Origin of the sequence: Roseobacter sp. FCG-D35 (assembly GCF_033436665.1) — a bacterium.
GTDB lineage: Bacteria > Pseudomonadota > Alphaproteobacteria > Rhodobacterales > Rhodobacteraceae > JAWQFO01.
The window spans coordinates 302,245-322,698 of record NZ_JAWQFO010000005.1 but is presented as its reverse complement, the minus strand read 5'-3'; the positions used below and the strand labels follow the sequence as shown (position 1 = coordinate 322,698).

Here is a 20,454-nt window from a genome sequence, read left to right as displayed (position 1 = left end):
CTGATGTTCAGGAGCTTGAATCAGCCCGATGCACCGACTGCAACCAAATCAATGGGTCCAGAGCCTAGATTGGGGGCGACAGGCCAGGCATGTTCGCTCTCTGCCGCGCGCTTGAAGCGTCGCTTCTGCCGCGCGGCCAAATGTTTCTCTCGCATCAGGCGCGCCGTGCGATGACGCCCAATCTCATGCCCATCATCGACGAGGTCGCGGTGCATCCGAGGGCTGCCATAGATGCCGTTCGAAAGTGCGAAGGCCGTTCGGATTTGCGCCAGATAGACCATGTCCTGCTGCTGACGACGACAGGCGGGACGCTCCTGCCAGGCGAAGAACCCGCTCTGGCTGACCCCAAGAACGCGGCACATCCGGCTGATAGGAAAGCTGGCCTTCTCCCCTGCGATGAAGCCGAACGTCATCGACTTCCCTCCTTCGCGAAGAAGGCTGCGGCCTTTTTAGAATATCGCGCTCCTGCTTCAGGACCGCATTTTCACGCCGCAGTCGCTTCAGCTCAGCATGGAGATCGACCGGTGCCTCACTCGGCTCACTGACATCACGCTCCTGGCTCAGCCATCGTGTCAGCGTCGATAACCCGATACCCAGATCCTCAGCGATCTCCCGCCGTGTCCTGCCGCTGGTCAGCGCCAGTCGCACCGCTTCACGCCGAAATTCCGGCGTCGGCTTGTTTCCATTTCCCATAGAACACCTCCTGGTTCCTCAGTTGGTGCTCTCCACTTTTCCAGGGCAAGTCCAATGTACATGCGCTTCCCGCTGTCGCTCTGGAACGTCGAGGACCTGCTCCACGAGCGGGGTGTCGATATCTGCCACGAAACGGTGAGGTACAACCTTTCCGACCCCACGGACACAGTGTAGGCTGCAAGGCAAGCAAGAATTGAATAGAGAGATGGCGTGGAAAATTGCCGATAACCGAGCATTCCTTGAGTAGGATCGAGCAAGCTATAATAGATGGGAACACCGACAACGCTCGTTCGGAGTTAAAGTCGTGGCTCAAGAGTGAATCTGGTGAACAGAACGGCTCTGTTGGAGAACTCATTGAGCACACATCGGCCACACCCATGGAGAGCGCCGAGGCTGCAGCGGTACTCATTCGGTGTTCATCGATTGAAGGACTACTACAGCCAAATTCTACCAATCGCATCGAGCGAAACGTAGTCAGTCTTTCGGAAAACGCACTTCCAGAACTCTGTGACTTTCTTAAGCTAAGCTCAAAAGAGCAGACGTACATAAAATTCCAGAAGATTCAGTCAACTCATTCGCGCGTGTCTGCGATTCTTGCGCCGTTCGTCTCTCATTACGGCGACTTGGCAGCCGTGGTTGGGTCTCGAAAACAAATTATGGGTGCTTTGAACCATAATGCATTTAAAAAATACCTGATCCCCTACGGGCTCAATGTAGTACGTTCATGCTTGGATCAGCTTTTTCCCAAAATCGAAAAAGTCTCAACACTAGAGGCGTCGCTCTCAGAAGACATAACGATCGCGAGAAATTTCATAGCAGAATCAAAAGGGATTTCCGAATCTCACCCCAGCTTTTTGACAATTGAATACCTGGATGCATTACTATGCAGCTGCGATGAGTTGCTCAACGATTTCATCCAACAAACGAAATCACAATTGGCGGCGCACATCACTACAAGCGCGCCTAACGGGAAAATCAAAAAGAAGTATCCGTTTTCAGAGGCCGACAGAGAAATTGCCGTCTCCCTACCGTTGGTAAATTCGGGACAGGGGCGCGCAACAGACGTCAGATTATTGATCGAGCCAGAAATTGAATCCAGCGATCTAGTCATTGTCGACACGGAAAGACTTAATCTGGGTGACGTAGAACCAGGACAGTTCGAAGCAATCACAAGTCTGATGGTTATAGAACCAGTCGAACAGATAGAACTTAGCGTTCAAATCGAGTGGGGAGAGGTTGGATCTGCGCTTCGCAAAACGGAAGCCGTGCGCTTAACTATTAGTTCTCAGGCTAAGCGAGAGGACTGGGCGGCGCTTGAGTACCACTCGCCTTATAGCACAGACGTGGCTGAAGGTGACGCGTTCGTGGGTAGAAAAGACCGGGTGACGGACATAGCGGGGAAAATTCTTCGCACTCCTATGGAGCCCTTTTACATTGTTGGCCAAAAACGGATTGGAAAGACATCATTAGTTAAGGCGGCAGCCGAATACTCTCAGGGTATTAAGCTCCCTCAAGAACTGAAGACCCACTACATTCTTTGGGGTAGTGTAGCTGATATTGAGCCGGCTGGCTCATTTCGTCGTCTCGGGCAGAGCATACATGACTTCATAGCTTCAGAGATTCCATCTGAATACTCATTGCCGGACGTAAACTACGGAGCATCTTTGGCCGACTTAACAAAACTCGCCGAGGCCGCACTGAAAGCGTGCCCGGAAAACCGGTTCCTGATAATTTTGGATGAATTCGATGAGATGCCAGAACCTCTTTACCTAAGTGGTAACCTAGCTGAAACGTTCTTTGCTAATTTGCGATCTCTGTCGAGGTGCAAGAACATCTGCTTGGCCTTGGTAGGCGGCGAAAACATGCCATATATTATGGATCGCCAAGGCCAAAAGCTAAACAATTTCTCACGGATTAATCTGAGCTACTTTGACCGGAGCACGGAGTGGGAAGATTTTAGGCTTTTGGTCCATGTGCCTACGAAGGACATTTTGGAATGGACCGACGAAGCAGTTTCTGAAATCTTCAATATATCAAGCGGCAACCCCTATTACGCCAAGTTGATCTGTGCTGAGGTCTTTCGTAAAGCGATTAGAGATCGCGATATGTTCATCACTGAACGAGAGGTCAGAATAGCCGTAGAAAAGGCGATATCGACCATGGGTCAAAATGCTTTTGCGCATCTTTGGCAAGACGGCATACCAAAACCACAGGATGAGCGCGAGCCCGATATCTTACGGCGAATGAGGGTATTTGTTGCGATCGCCCGAAGCTTACAAAATAACAAGCCGCTGACCATCGAGAACATTTCGCGTTACAAGGCAAGCGCTTCGCTACCAGACGCTGAGATTCCGCCGACTCTTAACGATCTTATGCGTCGTGAAATCCTCCGAGAGAAAAACGGTGAGTACACTGTGTCACTGAGAGTTTTTTCCATGTGGCTTGAAGATGTCGGCGTCTCACACCTTGTGGCCGACAAACTAAGTGAAGAGATTGCGTCCACTGCCCTAGCACAAGAAAATCTTGACCGCGTCAGCTCGCAGGAAGTAGTCGAGCTGGTTGAGTGCTGGCCAACTTATCAAGGGCAGATGATAACTACCGACAAAGTACGGGCTTGGCTAGAACAAGTGGAGAGTCTCTCTGAACAAAGATATCTTTTTACAATTCTCCAGAAACTCAGGTTTTTTTCAGAACCTCAGATCCGAGAACGTTTGGAAAATATGTTCGTCAACCTGCGAAGGGAACTACCAGTTCCAGTGCAGCGTAGAAGGAATGAGAGACGAGGCGATATCATCGTGACATACGTTGATGGGCCTGCCAAGAGTGGTGCGGAATATGCCGCGTTATTCGCTGAAGTGAACCGCATCAGGTCAGATTTGGTTGTCGAGCCGCAGAAGCTGGCAAGTACTTTGACCGAAATCGAAGAGAAAGGCTTTAGAATTGAAGCAGTCGTTATTGTAGACGACCTTGTTGCTACCGGCGGGACACTGTCTGAAAAACTCACTGAGTTCGTTAAAGAAAACCAAGCAAGTCTCAGAAAAGTAAAAGTTAGAGCATTTTCGATTTTCGCGCATCCGCGCGGCAAAGTTAGTGTGGAAAAGGCATTAGAAAGCTATCACGACATTGATCTGCAATTCTCAGCGAGTGAGACACTCGGCGATGATTCGTGCGCCTTCCCGATTGACGCTGCGGGATGGGAGTCACAAGAGCAATTTGAAAGAGCCAAAGCTATATGCACGGACTTGGGTAGCCGAATATACAGCAAACAACCTTTAGGATTTGGAGGACTTGGTCTTTTGCTGGTCCTGCCATCTACAGTACCAAACAACTCTCTTCCGATCCTGCACTCAAAGGGCAAAAAAGCTGAGAAACCTTGGAAGCCGCTATTTCCAAGGCCCACCAACTAGATCCTAATGGTGAGCAACCTGTGACCTGCGCCCCGAGGCCCCCTCATTCATAACGCGTGATTGCGGGAGTCAGCAAACATGGCCGCCATGGGTCGTGCCGCGCGAAACACCGTGCTTGTGGGCGACCCAAGCCAGTTGCCGCAGGTCATTCAGGGAGCGCATCCCGACCCTGCGAACCTGTCGTACTTGGACCGAATATTGGGGGATCATGCGACAGTTCCAGCCGAGCGGGGCATCTTCTGACCCAGCCCACTGTGATCTAGACTAACGCTTCGAGCTTCTCCCGGACGCCAACTGCGACAATGCGAGCCAAGTCTACCGGGACCGCATTACCCAGCTGCCGCATTGTCTCCGTCCAAGAGCCATGAAATACCATGTCATCGGGGAACGTCTGAAGCCGCGCGCTCTCGCGGATGGTGAAGTAGCGAATGGTGCCGTCAGTCCGGCGGAGCATGTTTTCGCCACCCGGAACACCATGTACACCTGCTTTGAGCGTTTTCGCTGGTTCATCTAGCGGGCTTCCCGTGTGTCCGGGGTACGATCGTGCGCCCGGCTGGAAGCGATGATCATGAAAGCTTGCCGCTGCTTCCGGCTGCAATTCAGGATCCGGAAGATCACGTATCGCGTCGCGGACGGTAGACCATGGAGCCAGCGTTGGTTTTTCGATTAGCTTCTCCGCCCGAGCCTTGGCTTTGCCGCCGTCTGGCCTGTCTTTTTGAGCAACTTCATGTAGATCCCAGTACACGCCCGAGCGCCACTGGGACCATAGTAGCGCATCGCGGGAGTGCGTCTGGGTAGGAAAATGCCATCTAATGCCCGTGTCGGCGCGGAAACCGACAAATAACACCCGTTCACGCCGCTGGGGTACACCATAGTCCGCAGCATTCAGAACCTGCTTGACTACGCGATAGCGCAGCCCGTCTTCTGCCCCATGCGTATGGTGATCCTCGAGGCGTGTCAGGTGGTGTAACCACTCCTCTTCGGGTAGGATCGCAAGTTCGGGATAAGTCAGTTGCAGATGGATATATTCAAGGTAATTCGCAAAGCTTGCGCGTGTTAGCCCTTTGACGTTCTCAAAGATGAAGGCACGCGGCGCCAGTTCGCGCACCGCGCGTATGGCTTGAGGAAACATGTCCCGATCGTCTAGGAATGCGCGATGCCGACCGCCCATTGAGAACGGCTGGCAAGGTGGGCCGCCGCTTACCAGATCCACGTCTCCCTCAATCCCACTGAAGTCGAAAAACCGAACATCGCCTTCGTGAATGGGCCAATGCATGATGGGATGCAAACCGTTTGCCTTGTTCTCGCGAAGAGTGTCGCAGGCCCAACGATCCCAATCCATGACCGCCACGGGCTCAAAGCCAGCTAGCCCAACACCGATCCCGAGTCCGCCGGCTCCAACGAACATTTCGACCGATCTCATCATCCCAGGAACTCCTCGATAAGTGCCTTTAGTTTATCTCGGTTTATTGTCTGACATTCCCAGATAATGAGGACGTCCCATCCGAGTTCCTTGAGTCGGGCGACATTTCGCTCGTCGCGTTCTCTATTTGTTTCCAACTTTGACTCCCAAAAGTCCAGCTTGGATTTTGGGAGCCTTGCCAGCTTGCAGTCTGGGTCCGCGTGCCGATGCCAAAAACAGCCATGCACGAAGATTACCTTCCGGCGCGATATGAAGACAAGGTCGGGCGAGCCGGGAAGATCGCGGCGGTGTAGCCTGTAACGATACCCCATGCCATGCACGAGGTGGCGCACGAGCAGTTCGGGCTTGGTATCCCGGTTGCGAACCCGCCTCATGCGCTCGCTTCGTTGTTCTGGCGTCAGCGTATCCATAGGCAACTCTATGCTGGCCAAACCAGAGGACCGCAACTCCGACCTGCCGAGATCAAATTGGCTAGTCCAACCAAACCAGGCGCTTGATCCCAATTTTTTCAGCCGCACTCTCGACAACAGCGCGCTGAGTTTCCATTCCGAATTTTGCTGAAGATTCAGTGAGCACAACTGCAAAAGGTTTACTATTCTCGAAAGTACGCTCATGAAGGGCCATCAACGTTACCTTCCAGTCTGCCGCTTTGCTCCAAGCGATCTGGCGCCCATCGGGAAGAAGGCAGCCATGCGGTTTAATGAAGGTCGCGCTGACCGCTGCACCCTCGTCAATCCCGAGCACCCGAAACACGCGCGCAGGGTTGGCTGAGGTCTCTCTAGTGTAGGATTTGAGGAGCGTGTCCTTGATATAAACGCGAACTTTTCGTGGATCCATGTACTGACCCAGCCTTCCGCCAACACTCTCCGTCTCGGTCCACATCGAGTAGTAACGCGACTTGTCGGCAGCCGAGAGCGCCGACCAGTTGAGCCGATCAGCTTCCGCCCAAAGGTGCTCCTTGATCTCGTTTCGAACGCTGACTGGTACCCTCACTGCACCCCCCCCGGCTGAGGCGCGGGTGGAAAGTCAAACTGCGGAACCTCCAATTGCGCGTCACCCTCGCGCAAGATCAGGTCAGCCTGATCCTTCATCCATTCGAGCATGAAACTTCCTGCCGACGCATCGCGGAAATTTATCAGGTTGTGTCCGAGAGGCAGCCGTTCGATTGGACCTGAGGCCGCCTTTTCTAGTTCGATCACTTCCGCCACTCGACGCAGATCCGTCACGAAATCCATCACGATTACTTTGTCCTTGCCATGACTCAGGCGGAGCCCTCGCCCAAGCTGCTGGACAAAGATCCGACGGCTATGTGTCGCGCGCATGAAGACGATCAGATCGACATCGGGAACGTCGACGCCTTCGTTAAACAGGTCGACGCTGGACAGCACATCAATGTCCCCTCGTCGGAACATCGCCATAAGCCGATCGCGCTCGCGGGCTTCTTGCCTCGACGAAATAGACTCAGCGCGCAATCCGTAGCCACGAAGCGTGCCCGCGAAACTCTCAGCGTGATCAACCGTCGGAGAGAACACGATCGCACCCCGCCGCTTCTCGCCTCGAAAAGCCTCGACAATATGCCTAGCTGCCTCGTCGTCGCGAGTAGGCATCAATAACTTCTTGTTCAGTTGGTTAAGAGAATAATTATGCGAAGAGATTTCCTGTACGAACTCCCAGTCGACGTTGTCTGCCAGAAGTCGATAGTCGACCTCGCAAAGGTATTTCTGCCTCAGGCCGTCTGAGATACCGAGCCGAACAAGCGGCTTGCCCAATAACTCATCGATATCGAAACCGTCGCCGCGCCACGGCGTTGCCGTTGCTCCACCGACCATAGGTGGCTCGAGAGCAGCGAGCGCACGCCGGAAACTAGCTGATCCGATGTGATGCGCCTCATCGACCAGAACCAAACCAAAATTTGGCAGTTCATCGACACGCCCAATGATGCTTTGCACCGTAGCGAAAGTGATACCGTCGTAGAAAGATGGAGACTCATCGCCCGAAAGCATATGCGTTGGAACCCACTTGGGCAGCTGATGCCAAAATCCGAACTGTAGCTGCCGGATGAGCTCACGTTTGTCTGCGAGAACGAGCACCCGGTTTTCGCGAATGAGGCCATCTCGATAAAGATCCGCGACGACTTCCGCCATGACCACGGTTTTGCCTAAACCGGTTGCCAGCACGACTTGAGCGCGACCCGTGTCCGTGAGGCCTTCGCGAAATCTATCGACTGCCTCTTGCTGGTACGGCCGTAGATCTCTTCTCGATTTCGCGTACTCAGGGACTTCTTGAGCAAGGTGCGCAAGCCGAGCTGGATCGAGCAGTTCGACATTGATCCCTATCCGGCGGAACCGTTCGATTTCGGCTAGGACTCCACCACCGACCGTGCGCGAAGTCGCAAGAAGCATACGGTTGGCACCATAGTATGTTCCGGCGTCGACAACTTCTTGGACCGCATGCCTCGTGGGTGGAGCGGTGGTAGTGTGTTTGCACTGCACCACCCAAATCTCACCGTTTTTCACGCCAACGACATCTGCGCCTTTGTCGCCCGAACCGCCAACCACACGTACATCATCGAAGCCTGCATGCATCAATACTCTTGCAACATCGCGCTCAAACGCTTGCCATGGGCCACGTAGGAGTCTTCTGTCGTCAAGAAAGTGCTTCATGCAGAGATCTCAACATCTGGCTTCAATAGCTCCAGAGACATTACAGCCCGAATGATCTCGCTTCGTGAATTGCTGGCTAGGTCTCCGCTGTCTTGCTTCGAGAGCCAGACAGCGTCGTCAATCAGAGCAAGATAACGCGACAAGACACCAGCGCGTGCTTCGGCGGTGATGTGCGGGTCGCCATAATCAAGGTCAGCGTAAGGGGAATCCCAAAGCTTTCCGTCGAAGCAGAGGTCTGGTCGTTTCTCAACGGCAATCCGAACAATTTCGAGTGGTCCAGAAAGAAGGAAACTACCATTCACCGTAGCTTCGGAAGGCTTGATTTTTTTTGCTGCCAACGCACGCATAACCGCAGTCTGCTCATCTACGCCTAAGTCGTTGAAGAGCGAAGGGCGTTCCTCCTCGGGACAAACCGAAACAAGACACCGAGCTACGTCAATTAGGACCGACGTCGCACTGTTGGGCAATGCCATTAGGTCCAGAGCAGTCTCCTCTCCATAGGCGTCTCGGAAATCTGCGAACAATTGAGCGAAGTCGGGTGCTTGGCTAGAGTTGCGGGTCTGGTCGGCAGTCATGTAAGCGAGATGCGCAAGGAGCGCGTCCCTTGGTGTCATTGTGATTGACTCAAATGTTTTGTGTGCAGGATAGAATAGAAAATGATGCGTCTTGGTCGTCACGTCACCCATAATCATGGCCCACGGCGCATCTCCCGCTAAATCAGGGTCGTTGGCGTCGACCTCATATGCGATGACATTCCATTTCATGCCAGTACCGCCATGTTGATACCGTCGACTAAGGAGCGGCGCCTTGCGTCGCTCCGGTGCCGCGGGTTTCTCTGGCTCGGGTGGCGTTGCCGGATCTGGATCAGGCGTATCGCCGCCGGATGTCGCGCCGCCGAGGAGGCCTGGAGGAAGTTGTCCATCGCCACCAGAAGGCGGTTCCTTGCCACCAGTTGCTCGTCCGCTGGCACCGTAGAGCAACTCACGGTCAGCGGCCTCAACGAGCTCCCACCATTTACTGTCGTCCTGATAGTCAGGATTGCCATCGTGGAAGGCGTTGACCATTTCGACAGCGCGAGCGTTGTCCTTGACAATCAAAATTCGTCCGTAGGCACCTGCAGTCTTGGAATGAGGACTCGTCCGTCGGAAAGCCTTAAAAAGTCGAAAAAGCGGTGACTCATTTGGGCCGTAGCCAAGGTCTTTAGCTTTTTCAGGTCGAAGCGGCCCCTCTCCTCGGATGACTCTATACATTTCATCCCATGTCGGGTCAGCGCGATCAAAACGATCCTTAGCATAGCTGACTCGGCAATGATCGATGTGGATCTCGCCGACTATGCGACCTCGATTTCGCTGATCATCAATCGGGTACTCCCGCTCTTCATTTTCCCCATCGCTCCAGGAAAAAAGATCCTTGTTCCCAATCTCAATTTTTCGTCCATTACGAACAAAATCGATACCGAACTCAGATTGGTCGAGATATCTCTGAATTCCTAGCCACCCCGTAACCTTGCGTTTGCGTTCGACTACAGAATTCGCCGTCTCGCAGTTCGGGCATGTTCCGCCCACTTCCGCATCGACGAGCCAACTCATGCAATTGATGCAGTACAATCTAGCTGCGAGTTCATGATTGATGCTAACAACTGCCGGAATGTTTGTTCCACCAGGCCCGGGTACAACCCGATCTTCATTCCATAGGCAGTGACGTCTCGCCTCGATACGCTTGTGGTTCAAATACAGCTCGAAACTGATCGGAATTCCGTTAGGCCGAAGCATCGAAGAGTAAGCTTGGGCGAGCCGTTTGCGTACTGCCGTTTGATTGGCGTTTTTTGCGAGCCACTTTCTTTGCTCTGGCTTGAGCTGCTTGATCGTAATCTCAGTACCATGTTGATCGGGGTCGGCTTTTGGGCGCGACAAACGCGGAGTCCGGAAGTGCCGTTGCAGACGCAACTTATCGAAATCGATTTGGAGACCATGCCACTCACGCTCGCCTTTGCGCGTAGTCCAAACCTCGGTGACCGAACCAAGACGAGCCGTGGCTATGTTAAATCCCATTCCAAACAGCCCAAGACTATCGATTGGATTATTGCCTGACCACCCCGCGCGTACAGCGCGCTCCAGCATGTCTGGTGTCATGCCAGGACCATTATCAATGATCCGTAGCGTCGCTCCAGATGAGTCCGCTTGCGGCAAGTGGACATCGACCTTCGCACCAGCGACCGAGTTTCCAGCACGCATTTCTTTCAAAAAGCCGTCAACTGCATTGTCGACGAGTTCTGCCACGCAGCGCCACTGATCGATGTTGATCTCGCCGAGCATCGGCAATACGCGCGGATCGGGCTCGAGGTTGAATTCGCTCGCTGGCCGCGGATCGTTCGCATCGATGCTCGCCATTACACTGATTCCCCATTAACCTCAGGATATACTTCCAATATCTCCGTACGATATGGAGGCCTCAAGTTGAACACAAGCGAAGGAAGAAGACTTGTCCTTAGGTACTCCGGTTCCCTCGGCCTCGGAACTCGAAGCCTACCTCGAGCGCATGCGGCCCACAGTAGACGAGACGATCGACAGGCTAGGTGCAACCCGCTTCCGAGAAGATCCCATCGCAGGTAGGAAGTACTCTCGTGCGACCTCGATCATCAGCTCAGCCTACAAGAGACATGGCTCCATCCTTCAAAGAGCCTTGCTTGAGCGGCTTAAGGACTGCGCCAGATTACGTGTTTGGACAGAAGACGACTTCAAGCTTTCACATGAAACACTTCGGGAGGTCCGGATCGCGGAGCGTCTAGACTCCTTGTTGCAAGTGCACCTTCCGTACGGAGATCGTGAACGCTCTGTGCGCGTCGACGTCTTGGTATTCGACGAGGTAAGTCGCTCCCTTAATGCCTACAATGTCAAACGCGGCAACGGCTCATACGACGGCGGCAAGCGGCGCCTTATTCACGAAGAGCTCGTCCGTACCCAGATGCTTCTCACCGATTATGGCCGAGGGATCGGGCTCTCGTCGGACACGAGCAATGCTCACGTCATCTTCTACTACGGCCTTCTTTCGCTACCACCGCCACTTGCGATCTCTGGCGACGATCTCGATGAGCATTTCCAGTTTCCTGTCCACGAGGCAATCGAACTCGTGAACGCTTATTTCGTTACACGGCTATCAGCGCTCATTGAGCAGGAAGACTAGCCCTATCAATGCCTTAGATGGCTCCATGCGCAGTTTCTCGATTACCGAAGGCGTCCACGGAGGTCACGGCGCTCGAACATGCGCTGATCGCAAGATTCGGTACTTTGAGGCGGGTCGATTCGCCGTTTCTTCTTCGCAGCGACAATGGCCTGGTCTTCACGTCGCGGGCCTATACCGCGATGGTCCGCAGCTACGGCCTGAAACAGGAGTTCAACATATCGCACTGCCCGCAAGAGAACGGCATCCCTCTCGGGTCATTGCTTCGCAATGCCCTGTCGGGCAGTGAGTGGAGCGCCTGATCCGCTTGTCGAAGGAACAATGCGTCCACCGTCACCGTTCGAAAGCCTTGGCCCACGCGGGCCGCATGATCGGCGACTGGATCCAATTCTACAACCACAGACGCCCGCACCAGGCCCTTGCCATGCGGACACCGGCAGAGGCATTCACATTAGCGGCTTAACCTGAGCAGGTTCCACTGAGGCGATACAGCCTTGAGGTGCCGGTCACGCGCTTCGGTCAGACCTTAGTCGCCGGAAGCATTCTTTTGATGGGACTCGATCCACCAGATATCGCTCTTGTCATTGGCCAGTCGGCCAAACGGATACGCGACCGTCGTCTTGGTATTGAACGAACCATATTGCTGAATGAGAGGGTCAACGATGTCTTCGGCATCATTAAATTCGATACGCTCTATATTTTCGTTCTTTAATTCAGCGAGCGCGTAGAGCAATAGCAGCGGTTTATGGGGCGCAATTTTCCCGCCCTTTGCAAAGATTCTGATTGAATCAAACCTGCCGACTACATCGTCTGCCATTTCCTGTTCTGCTCTCGCTCAATGATTTCTTAGCAATCACTGTATCAGATTGATAATAAACGATAAAGATTTGATTTTGCGCGAGGGATCGACACCGCACGGCCGAGATCGCTCCGAAGGCGGGCTCGGTACACGAGAGCCCGGTCCTGCCATGCAGGACGCGCCATAAAATAAACATAGAGATTTGTTGGACGTAGAGACGGGCAATTTGCTACGATCGGGCGATGAAAAAGAATATAGATGTCATAGAGTTAAGTGCTACCGATCTCGTCGGCCACCTGAATTGTCAGCACCTGACCGAGCTCGATTTGAGCGTCGCCGCGGGAACGCTGAGCATGCCCAAAGTCTGGGACCCGCTACTGGAAATCCTGCGCGAACGCGGACGCCGTCACGAAGAGGGCTTTGTCGAGCATCTGAAGTCAGAGGGACTGGACGTCGTCACCATCGACGGCGTCGATATCACGCCTGATGCTGTTGCGCAGACACGAGAAGCGATGGCGCAAGGCGTTAATGTCATCATTCAGGGTGCACTCAAGCACGGGCGTTGGGCCGGTCGTGCGGACATCCTTCGCCGCGTAGAAACCCCGAGCGATCTCGGTGCCTGGTCCTACGAGATCATCGACACCAAACTGGCAAGGGAGACCAAAGCCGGTTCTGTGCTGCAACTCTGCATGTATGCCGATCTGCTCGCGCAGGTTCAGGGCAAGGCACCCGAGAACGTCTATGTCGTCGCGCCGTGGTCGAACTTCGAACCGCAGGTCTTCAGGTTTACCGATTACGCGGCCTACTTCCGCAAGGCCAAGGCGGCGATCGAAGACGCCACCATAAATGACGCGCCGCCAGCACAATATCCCGAGCCGAAAGAGCACTGCGATATCTGCCGCTGGCGCGAACGGTGCGAACAGCGCCGCCGCGAAGACGACCATCTGTGCCTGGTCGCCGGTCTCAGTAAGAACCAGACGACCGAACTAAATGAACGGGGCATCACAACCGCGACTGCGCTCGCTTCTATCCCGCTACCCTTGCCCTGGAAACCAAAGCGCGGCGCGGTGCAAACCTACGAGAAGGTCCGCGAGCAAGCGCGGATTCAGATCGAGTCCAGAGAAGCCGGAGCGCTGCTCTACGAGTTGCTACCGGTCACCAGCGATGCCGGTTTCTGCCTGCTGCCTGAACCGTCTGAGGGCGACATCTTCTTTGACATCGAGAGTGATGCGCATGTCGGCGAACACGGTCTCGAATATTTATTCGGCTACATCTTCCGCGATGAAAACGGTGAGTGGCGCTACCAAGCCGACTGGGCCTTTGACCGCGAGTCCGAGAAGGTGATCTTCGAGCGCTTCGTTGATTTCGTCAGTGAACGACTGGAGCAGTATCCCGATCTGCACATCTATCACTATGCGCCCTACGAACCGGCTGCGCTCAAACGCTTGATGGGACGCTACGCAACCCGCGAGACACAGATTGATGAACTGCTGCGCGGCCATGTGCTGGTCGATCTCTACAGCGTTGTTCGCAATGCCGTCCGCGTCGGCGTCGAGAGCTATTCGATCAAGAAACTGGAGCCGGTCTACGGCTATGAGCGAGACACCACATTGCCCGATGCCAATCAGGCATTGGCCAGCCTTCAGGCAGGCCTTGAACTCGGCGACATCGAAAGCGTCAGCGACGAAGACCGCAATACCGTCCAGTCCTACAACCGTGATGATTGCGCCTCTACCATCGCGCTACGGGACTGGCTTGAACAGCGACGGCAGGAACTGATCGATAGCGGCGATGACGTCCCGAGGCCGCCACCCTCAGAACAACAAGCAAGCGAGGAACTGACCGCACGCGATCTGGCCGTCCAGGAACTGATCGAACGCCTTACTCATGATGTGCCGGTCGATATCGAAGAGCGCCCCGACGAACAGCAAGCAAGATGGGTGCTTGCCTATCTGCTGGATTGGCACCGCCGTGAGGGCAAGGCGACCTGGTGGGAATATTTCAGGCTGTCGGCACTGACACCGGAAGAACTGATCGACGAGCGCGCCGCGCTTTCAGGCCTCAGCCTCATAGACACGATCGACCAAAGCAAAACAGGCATCCCAACACACCGATACAGCTTCGTCCAGCAAGACACGGACTTGCGCGGCGGTGAAAACCTGCGCAGCGCTGGTGGAGAGACTCTTGGCAGCATCGTCGAGATCAACGCGGACGAGCGCACCGTCGACATCAAGAAGATGGGCAAGACCAAGGACGAACATCCCGAAGCGGTCTTTGCCTTCAAGAAGTTCGATCACGACGAACAGGAAGCCGCGATCTTCCGCATCGGCGAATATGTTGCCGAGCACGGGATCGAAGGCGACGGACCTTATCTGTCAGGACGCGCACTTCTGCTGCGCGAAGCACCGCGCATTGGTGGCCAGCCGACCAGACAGGACGGGGAAAAGCCGCTCGATGCAGCGCTCCGCATCGCCGAACATATCGACGGAGGCATCCTGCCGATTCAGGGACCGCCCGGCACGGGTAAAACCCATACCGGCGCGCATATGATCTGCCGCCTCGTCGAGGACGGCAAGAAAGTCGGGATCACGGCGAACTCGCACAAGGTCATCCGCAATCTGCTCGATAAGGTCGTCAAGACCTCCAAAGAGCTGGGCGTTGACCTGACCTGCATGCAAAAACCCGGCGAGCGCGAACCCGATCAGGACCGCCTAATCTTCGCCAAGAAGAACGAGGAAGTCTTCGACGCTCTGGCTTCAGGCCAATGCCAGGTCGCTGGCGGAACGAGCTATGTCTGGTCGCGCGCTGATGCCGCAGACACGCTCGATGTGCTTTTCGTCGATGAGGCTGCACAGATGTCACTCGCGAATGTGCTGGCGGTTTCCCAAAGCGCGAAGACGGTCATCCTGCTCGGCGATCCGCAACAACTCGACCAGCCGACCCAAGGCTCGCATCCGGACGGAACCGACGTATCGGCACTGGAGCATATCCTTGGCGACGATCACACGATCAGCCCCGAGCGCGGGCTCTTCCTCGAAACGACCTGGCGTCTGCATCCCGAGATTTGTGCATTCAACTCGGAGCTCTTCTATGATGGCAAGCTCCACGCAAAGCCTGACTGCGCACAGCAAACCATCACGGCAGACGGCCCGATCAGCGGCAGCGGACTCCGCTTTCTGCCGGTGCCGCACTCCGGCAACCAGAGCTATTCGATCGAGGAAGCAGAGATTACCGCGCAGATGGTGACAGATATCCTTGCCAGCAATCCCACCTGGATCGACCGCGACGGCGACACCCACGATCTGACGCTGGACGATATCCTCGTCATCACACCCTACAACGCGCAGGTCTTCGAGATTCAGCAACGACTGCCCGGTGGACGCGTCGGCACAGTCGACAAGTTTCAGGGACAGGAAGCCCCGATTGCCATCTACTCGATGGCAACATCGAGCTACGCCGATGCGCCGCGCGGCATGGAATTTCTCTACAGCGCCAACCGCTTCAACGTCGCTATCTCCCGCGCCCAGTGTGTCGCCATACTGATCGCCAGCCCTGAAGTCTTCGAAGCCGACTGCAAGACACCGCGCCAGATGCAACTCGCCAACGCCTTCTGCCGCTACCTCGAAATCGCGGATGAGATGGATAGCGCCGCAGCGGCAGAAGAGATCATTTTAGAAGAGAGTACAGGTTGATGGATGGAGCAGACATCGAGCAGGTGAATTTCCCGGAGTGGACGGAGTACCAGAACAAGAACGGGCTCGATCCGCTTGGCATGCAAAATAGCAGCGTCAATCTCTACCAGACGTTCCTGCCCGGCATCAGTAACGTGACGCTGCGCATGCGCTATTACGGTCTTTATGCATGGCTCAATCGGGCTTACGGCCAGAATATCGGCGACACCAATCCCGAGACATGGAAGCGTTACATCCGGCGAACCGAAGCGCTCTACGCCCTTATCGCCTATCGGCATGGCGGTGAAACCGGTGTTGCCGGAATCGACTGGGCAACCAAGAAACTGAACAATGCCACCGGCGATACCATCGATTTCGCGCAGGACGCCGAACCTGGTAGCGAGACACATTACCTCCAGCAAGCGTGGGGTGCCTATGGCGCTGCCTATGGCAGTCAGGTTTCCGAGATCGGCATCCTCACCGCCGCAGGACATCCCATACCGGTGCTCACCGAAGAGATCGGCGAGCCGCTTGCGGCTGTGTTCGATGATGCGATGGGAGCGCTCGCCAGCCGCTTCTTCGAAGTGATCCAGCGCGGTTCTGTCAGCATATCCGAGCTCGATGAGTTTTCCGCGCTCGCACCGTCCGAGATCGATCCCGCGAGCGAGGAACGCGCACGCTATCAGGACATCCTGCTCAAAGAGCCCGACAAAGAGGATGCCTCAGCACTATCACGACGCCTTAGTGTGCTGCTCATCCTGAAAGTCGCGGGACTTTTGGGCCGCGAACCCAAGCCCGATGAAATCCGCTGGATTCTCTATGCGGGACACGACAGCGAAGGCCGTGCGCTCGATCTGACATCGTCTGCACTGGAAGCGCAGCGCCAGCGCTGGTGGGTCTATCACGCCAATGATCTAAGCCACATCGCGATGGAGACATTGCTCAAATTCGCGCTCGATCAGCTGGGCAATTTTCCGGCTGGCATCACCTTGGAGCGCCTCATCGGCCTGTGCGTCGATGAAATCCGTAATGCTGCCGACGCGTGGCCAGAAGACTGGGAAAGCTTCCTCGAAGAACTGACCCCTGCCGCCAACGCCTACGCCGCGAACGATCCGGAAGCCGAATGGTCTCTCTCACGCGACATTGTGCGCGGTGCCGGACGCGACGACAAAAAATTATGCGCGCCGGAGCTTGCGTGGAAGGCTGTCAAATTGCTGGCGATAGTCCACAAGCGCAGTCAGGAAGGCGACCGCGATATCGCTGCCGAGCTCGGCCACTTCAATCCCGATGCCTTCCGTTCGCTATTGAGCGAGACACGCTTCCTCGATCGCAACCTGAAGGCACCGTTTGCCGATATCATCGCAAACATCATCGAGGAACGGGTCATACGCCGCCACATGTGGGTGGCGCTACGCAAGTTCCGTTATCAGCGAGACTACACCTTCCTCATCGAGATGGATGAGGGACGGATCAGATTGCGCGAAAAGGACGGGCCGGTTTTCACGAACCCGCGTCTTGGCCCCGCGATCACCTTCCTCAAAGACATCCATCTAGTCGGCGGTCAGGGTCTGACTGATCTCGGCGCAGAAGCGGCAGGTGCCGCATGAAACTGTACGAGCGCTTTGCCGATAAGGGCTATCACACCAGCATCCTTACGACCTTCGGGATCGATTTCGACGCCTACGAGAATATCGTTCTGCCGCGACTTCGCGGTGCGGGATGTCGCAACAACATCGTCGTTCCCGACGCAAGGATGCTGACCCACGCCCTCACCGGTGCTTCGACACTGCCGGACCATGCGGGCAAGCTCTACACGGTCACGGGTGCGACCGCCCGCCAGGTGTTTCATCCCAAGCTGTTCCTGCAAATCGGACGTAAGGGCGGTCGCATCATCGTCGGCTCGGCGAACATTACTTCGTCAGGCCTTGCAGGAAATCTCGAACTGGTCGGGACGATCAGCTGCGGCGAAGAAGATTCCGCGGAACAGCGCATGGTCGCAGCGGCATGGCACTATCTGACACGCTTTGTCGGTAATGATCAGGAAGCACTGCGCGGCCAGCAAGACTGGATGCTGGCAAGAGCGCCGTGGCTCCGGCAGGCGATCGCCTCGACCGAGAAGATGGGCCTAGCCGACCAGACCGAAGCCGCGCTCCTGACGACCGGAAACGAGACCGGCATTGGCCAGCGCTTCGCCGATCTGATCGACGAACCGGTGACGCGGCTGATTGTCGTGAGCCCGTATTGGGACATGGGCCTTACGGCACTGTCCTTTCTGAACGACCGGCTATCACCCGAAGAGGTGTCAGTGGTGATCGACCCTGCGGTCGTTCAATTCCCGAAGAACGCCGTAAGCGCACTACCCAACCTGAAGCTCTACCGTCGCAACGGGTTTAGAGAAGGGCGCTTCATCCACGCAAAAACCATCATCGCGCAAACCCAAACTGCCGATCACGTTCTGCTCGGCAGCGCCAACTGCACGCTCGCGGCACTCGGTCGCGAGGGCTATGTCGGTGAGAACGAAGAGGTCTGTCTCTATCGAAGACTGCCGCCCGACACCATCATACAGGCGCTCGATCTCGCCGGTGTCCTCGATGAAGAGCACACGATCGAGCCCGCAGAAATCGACGAACCCGAACTCGATGACGATCTGCCGCTGGAAGAGTTGGCAGAACAAGCCCCCGGTCAATTCGAGGTCAGGGTCGATGTGCTGGTCTGGCGACCTGCATCCTCCATCGATCCCACCGGTTGCACCATCGAACTGCTCGACCAGAACGGATCGGCAATCCCTTGCACCTTGTCGCCGCTGCATAGCGAGCGCAGTCCGCGATTCCAGATTTCTGGGACGGATGTCAGGCCGTCCTTCGCCCGTCTGGTCTTCGCTGACGGTCATCGCTCGGCACCCGCCATTGTCACGCTCATCGACCGCTTAAGCTCTGCCATCAGGGAAACGCGCTCGCGCAAGACGGAGAATGCCCTGCGCGGTCTCGATGAAGAAACCGAAGCCGGTCTTATGCTGATGGAAGTGCTCGATGTCCTCGAACGGCTCGAACCGGACGCAGACAAGGGCAAAGCGCCGATCTCGATTCCGAAGGCCGGTCACGGCAACGATGAGGAGTCCGCGACGCACTATGAAGTGCTGAGCTACGAACAATTTATCGCCGGACGACGTCCGCGCACTGCCCAAGCGAGCCTGACACATAACAGCCTCGCAGGAAGTGAAGTCATGCTCGTACGCGGATTCCTGAACCGCATTCTCGGCATGGACGGACAGCGCGACGAGATTGACGACGCCGATGATGATGACCTGATGCGCGATGCGTTCAATCTCGGCGATGAAACCGACAACGCGGAAGCCGCGATCGCCGCTGGCGCGGACTTCGGGAAAGACGAGAAGACACCGGAAGAGGAAGAGCGGGAGGAAGCGGCGCGCAAGCGCAAAGCGGCACAGCGCAAAGCCACCAAAGACCAGCTCGTCAGCGCAGCAATCAAGTTTGGACAGCGTATCAAGGACCGACAGGAATCCGGACAGCTGGACAATCACGACATCCTGCGCCTGCGCGCACTGCTGATGATTATCGCGGCTGCGTCATGGAAGGGATCGGAAGGCAAGAAGGGCAAACAACCACCGCGCTCCTCGATCCAGGTCCTGCCTGCCGAAGGCGACACGAACAGCTGGCCCTTTGTCATGGGTCGGCTGCTGTTCGCCGTGTTCGGCGGCAACGATCCGGCCATCCGCCAGCTCTATCTAAGCAACGAGCACGATCAGATACCGGACGACATCGTCGAATGCTGGGCGACCTGCTATTGGTGCTTCCAGGCCTGCATGCATACCTCGATCTCGGAAATCGAGAAGACACGGATCACCAAGTATCTCGGCCCGATCGCTTCCTATGCCTACACCATGACACTCCCGACCAAAGCCGAACTGCTCGGTGATGATGTCATGACCATCATCGAGGGTATGAACGCGCGCTATGCGGAGAAGCTCGGCATTGAACCGACGGCCATCGAGAACGGCCACCGGTCGTTTGTCGAGAACCTGTTCGCACCCGATCAAACGGTGACCCGATCAGCATCGTAAGACGCGCAGACCACCGATGCTGCATGGCCGGTGTAAGCCTTCGGGGCGGCTCAAGCGGAGCAGTAGAATCTCAGTAGGGTATTCGCTCTGGCGCAGGCTGTCTGCATTGCGTTCCAAACCGCCTTCCCAGCCGCTCGACCTGATCCTGCGGCTGGAGATCCAAGCCGACAGGCTGGACGTGGCCCTGCCGATCGCGCATCTACGCGGTCTCCGCTGCAATCTCGCACAGGGCGAAGCGGCCGAGACCGATCCCGCCGACCCGGATCACATGCGACTGACTCTCCCCGCGTCAGCCCTCAGCTATTCAGCGCAGACCAAAACGCCGCCGGATCATCCGACGGGCGGCGTCCCGATCCGGCCCTGATCCGGGCTCTCCGCGAGGCGGATGCCATGCTGGATTTCGACCCAAGTGGCGCTCCGATACGCGCTGCGGCCCCCGGTGCACCGCATCGCCGCCGCCTGATCCGCCTGGCCTTCCTCGCCCCTGCTCTGCAACGCGCCATCCTCGAGGGTCGCCAGCCGCCGGGGCTGACGCTG

General features: G+C 56.0%; 13 protein-coding genes and 3 pseudogenes. 9 read left to right on the top strand and 7 right to left on the bottom strand.

Features of this window, described 5'->3' with window-relative positions:
• Positions 1-125 precede the first annotated feature (125 nt).
• Positions 126-693, bottom strand: a pseudogene (locus R5H30_RS14285) (transposase); the annotation flags it as partial.
• A gap of 54 nt (positions 694-747) precedes the next feature.
• Between R5H30_RS14285 and R5H30_RS14280 the strand changes: the two are divergent.
• Positions 748-837, top strand: a pseudogene (locus R5H30_RS14280) (IS6 family transposase); the annotation flags it as partial.
• 95 nt (positions 838-932) lie between these two features.
• Entirely contained in the window at positions 933-4,100 is a 3,168-nt protein-coding gene (locus tag R5H30_RS14275) for a phosphoribosyltransferase-like protein (RefSeq protein WP_318329135.1), read from the top strand.
• 259 nt (positions 4,101-4,359) lie between these two features.
• Here R5H30_RS14275 and R5H30_RS14270 read toward each other — a convergent pair whose 3' ends face one another.
• The 5 genes from R5H30_RS14270 to R5H30_RS14250 form a co-directional block, all read right to left on the bottom strand.
• On the bottom strand, positions 4,360-5,523 hold the full coding sequence (locus R5H30_RS14270) for a DNA cytosine methyltransferase (RefSeq protein WP_318329134.1): 1,164 nt from the start codon (positions 5,521-5,523) through the stop codon (positions 4,360-4,362).
• The gene (locus R5H30_RS14265) at positions 5,523-5,933 is read right to left on the bottom strand and encodes a very short patch repair endonuclease (protein WP_318329133.1); all 411 of its coding nucleotides are present in this window, start codon (positions 5,931-5,933) and stop codon (positions 5,523-5,525) included. The genes R5H30_RS14270 and R5H30_RS14265 overlap by 1 nt, the downstream gene beginning before the upstream one ends.
• Positions 5,934-5,994: 61 nt before the next feature.
• Positions 5,995-6,516, bottom strand: a complete 522-nt coding sequence (locus tag R5H30_RS14260; protein ID WP_318329131.1) for a hypothetical protein — start codon at positions 6,514-6,516, stop codon at positions 5,995-5,997.
• Positions 6,513-8,186 (bottom strand): DEAD/DEAH box helicase family protein, encoded by a 1,674-nt coding sequence (locus R5H30_RS14255; RefSeq protein WP_318329129.1) that lies wholly within the window; start codon positions 8,184-8,186, stop codon positions 6,513-6,515. Before R5H30_RS14255 ends, R5H30_RS14260 begins: the two co-directional genes overlap by 4 nt.
• Positions 8,183-10,576 (bottom strand): ATP-binding protein, encoded by a 2,394-nt coding sequence (locus R5H30_RS14250; protein WP_318329128.1) that lies wholly within the window; start codon positions 10,574-10,576, stop codon positions 8,183-8,185. Before R5H30_RS14250 ends, R5H30_RS14255 begins: the two co-directional genes overlap by 4 nt.
• Before the next feature lie 91 nt (positions 10,577-10,667).
• Here R5H30_RS14250 and R5H30_RS14245 point away from each other — a divergent pair, with 91 nt between their 5' ends.
• Genes R5H30_RS14245 through R5H30_RS21795 form a run of 3 tightly spaced genes read left to right on the top strand, consistent with a single transcriptional unit; the run spans position 10,668 to position 11,829 of the window.
• On the top strand, positions 10,668-11,369 hold the full coding sequence (locus R5H30_RS14245; RefSeq protein ID WP_318329126.1) for a hypothetical protein: 702 nt from the start codon (positions 10,668-10,670) through the stop codon (positions 11,367-11,369).
• Positions 11,370-11,386: 17 nt separating this feature from the next.
• Positions 11,387-11,668 (top strand): hypothetical protein, encoded by a 282-nt coding sequence (locus R5H30_RS14240; protein ID WP_318329125.1) that lies wholly within the window; start codon positions 11,387-11,389, stop codon positions 11,666-11,668.
• Positions 11,656-11,829 (top strand): integrase core domain-containing protein, encoded by a 174-nt coding sequence (locus tag R5H30_RS21795; RefSeq protein ID WP_412105142.1) that lies wholly within the window; start codon positions 11,656-11,658, stop codon positions 11,827-11,829. The genes R5H30_RS14240 and R5H30_RS21795 overlap by 13 nt, the downstream gene beginning before the upstream one ends.
• A 66-nt stretch (positions 11,830-11,895) precedes the next feature.
• Here R5H30_RS21795 and R5H30_RS14235 read toward each other — a convergent pair.
• Positions 11,896-12,183, bottom strand: a pseudogene (locus R5H30_RS14235) (phosphorothioated DNA-binding restriction endonuclease family protein); the annotation flags it as partial.
• 224 nt (positions 12,184-12,407) lie between these two features.
• On the opposite strand from R5H30_RS14235, the gene R5H30_RS14230 reads away from it, so the two are divergent.
• From R5H30_RS14230 to R5H30_RS14215, 4 genes are all read left to right on the top strand, one after another.
• On the top strand, positions 12,408-15,857 hold the full coding sequence (locus tag R5H30_RS14230) for a TM0106 family RecB-like putative nuclease (RefSeq protein WP_318329122.1): 3,450 nt from the start codon (positions 12,408-12,410) through the stop codon (positions 15,855-15,857).
• Complete coding sequence (locus tag R5H30_RS14225; protein WP_318329121.1) at positions 15,857-17,443, top strand: hypothetical protein; 1,587 nt, start codon at positions 15,857-15,859, stop codon at positions 17,441-17,443. The genes R5H30_RS14230 and R5H30_RS14225 overlap by 1 nt, the downstream gene beginning before the upstream one ends.
• A complete protein-coding gene (locus R5H30_RS14220; RefSeq protein WP_318329120.1) occupies positions 17,440-19,917 on the top strand; it encodes a phospholipase D-like domain-containing protein in 2,478 nt (825 codons plus the stop codon). The genes R5H30_RS14225 and R5H30_RS14220 overlap by 4 nt, the downstream gene beginning before the upstream one ends.
• 106 nt (positions 19,918-20,023) lie before the next feature.
• Complete coding sequence (locus R5H30_RS14215) at positions 20,024-20,281, top strand: hypothetical protein (protein WP_318329119.1); 258 nt, start codon at positions 20,024-20,026, stop codon at positions 20,279-20,281.
• Positions 20,282-20,454: the final 173 nt, after the last annotated feature.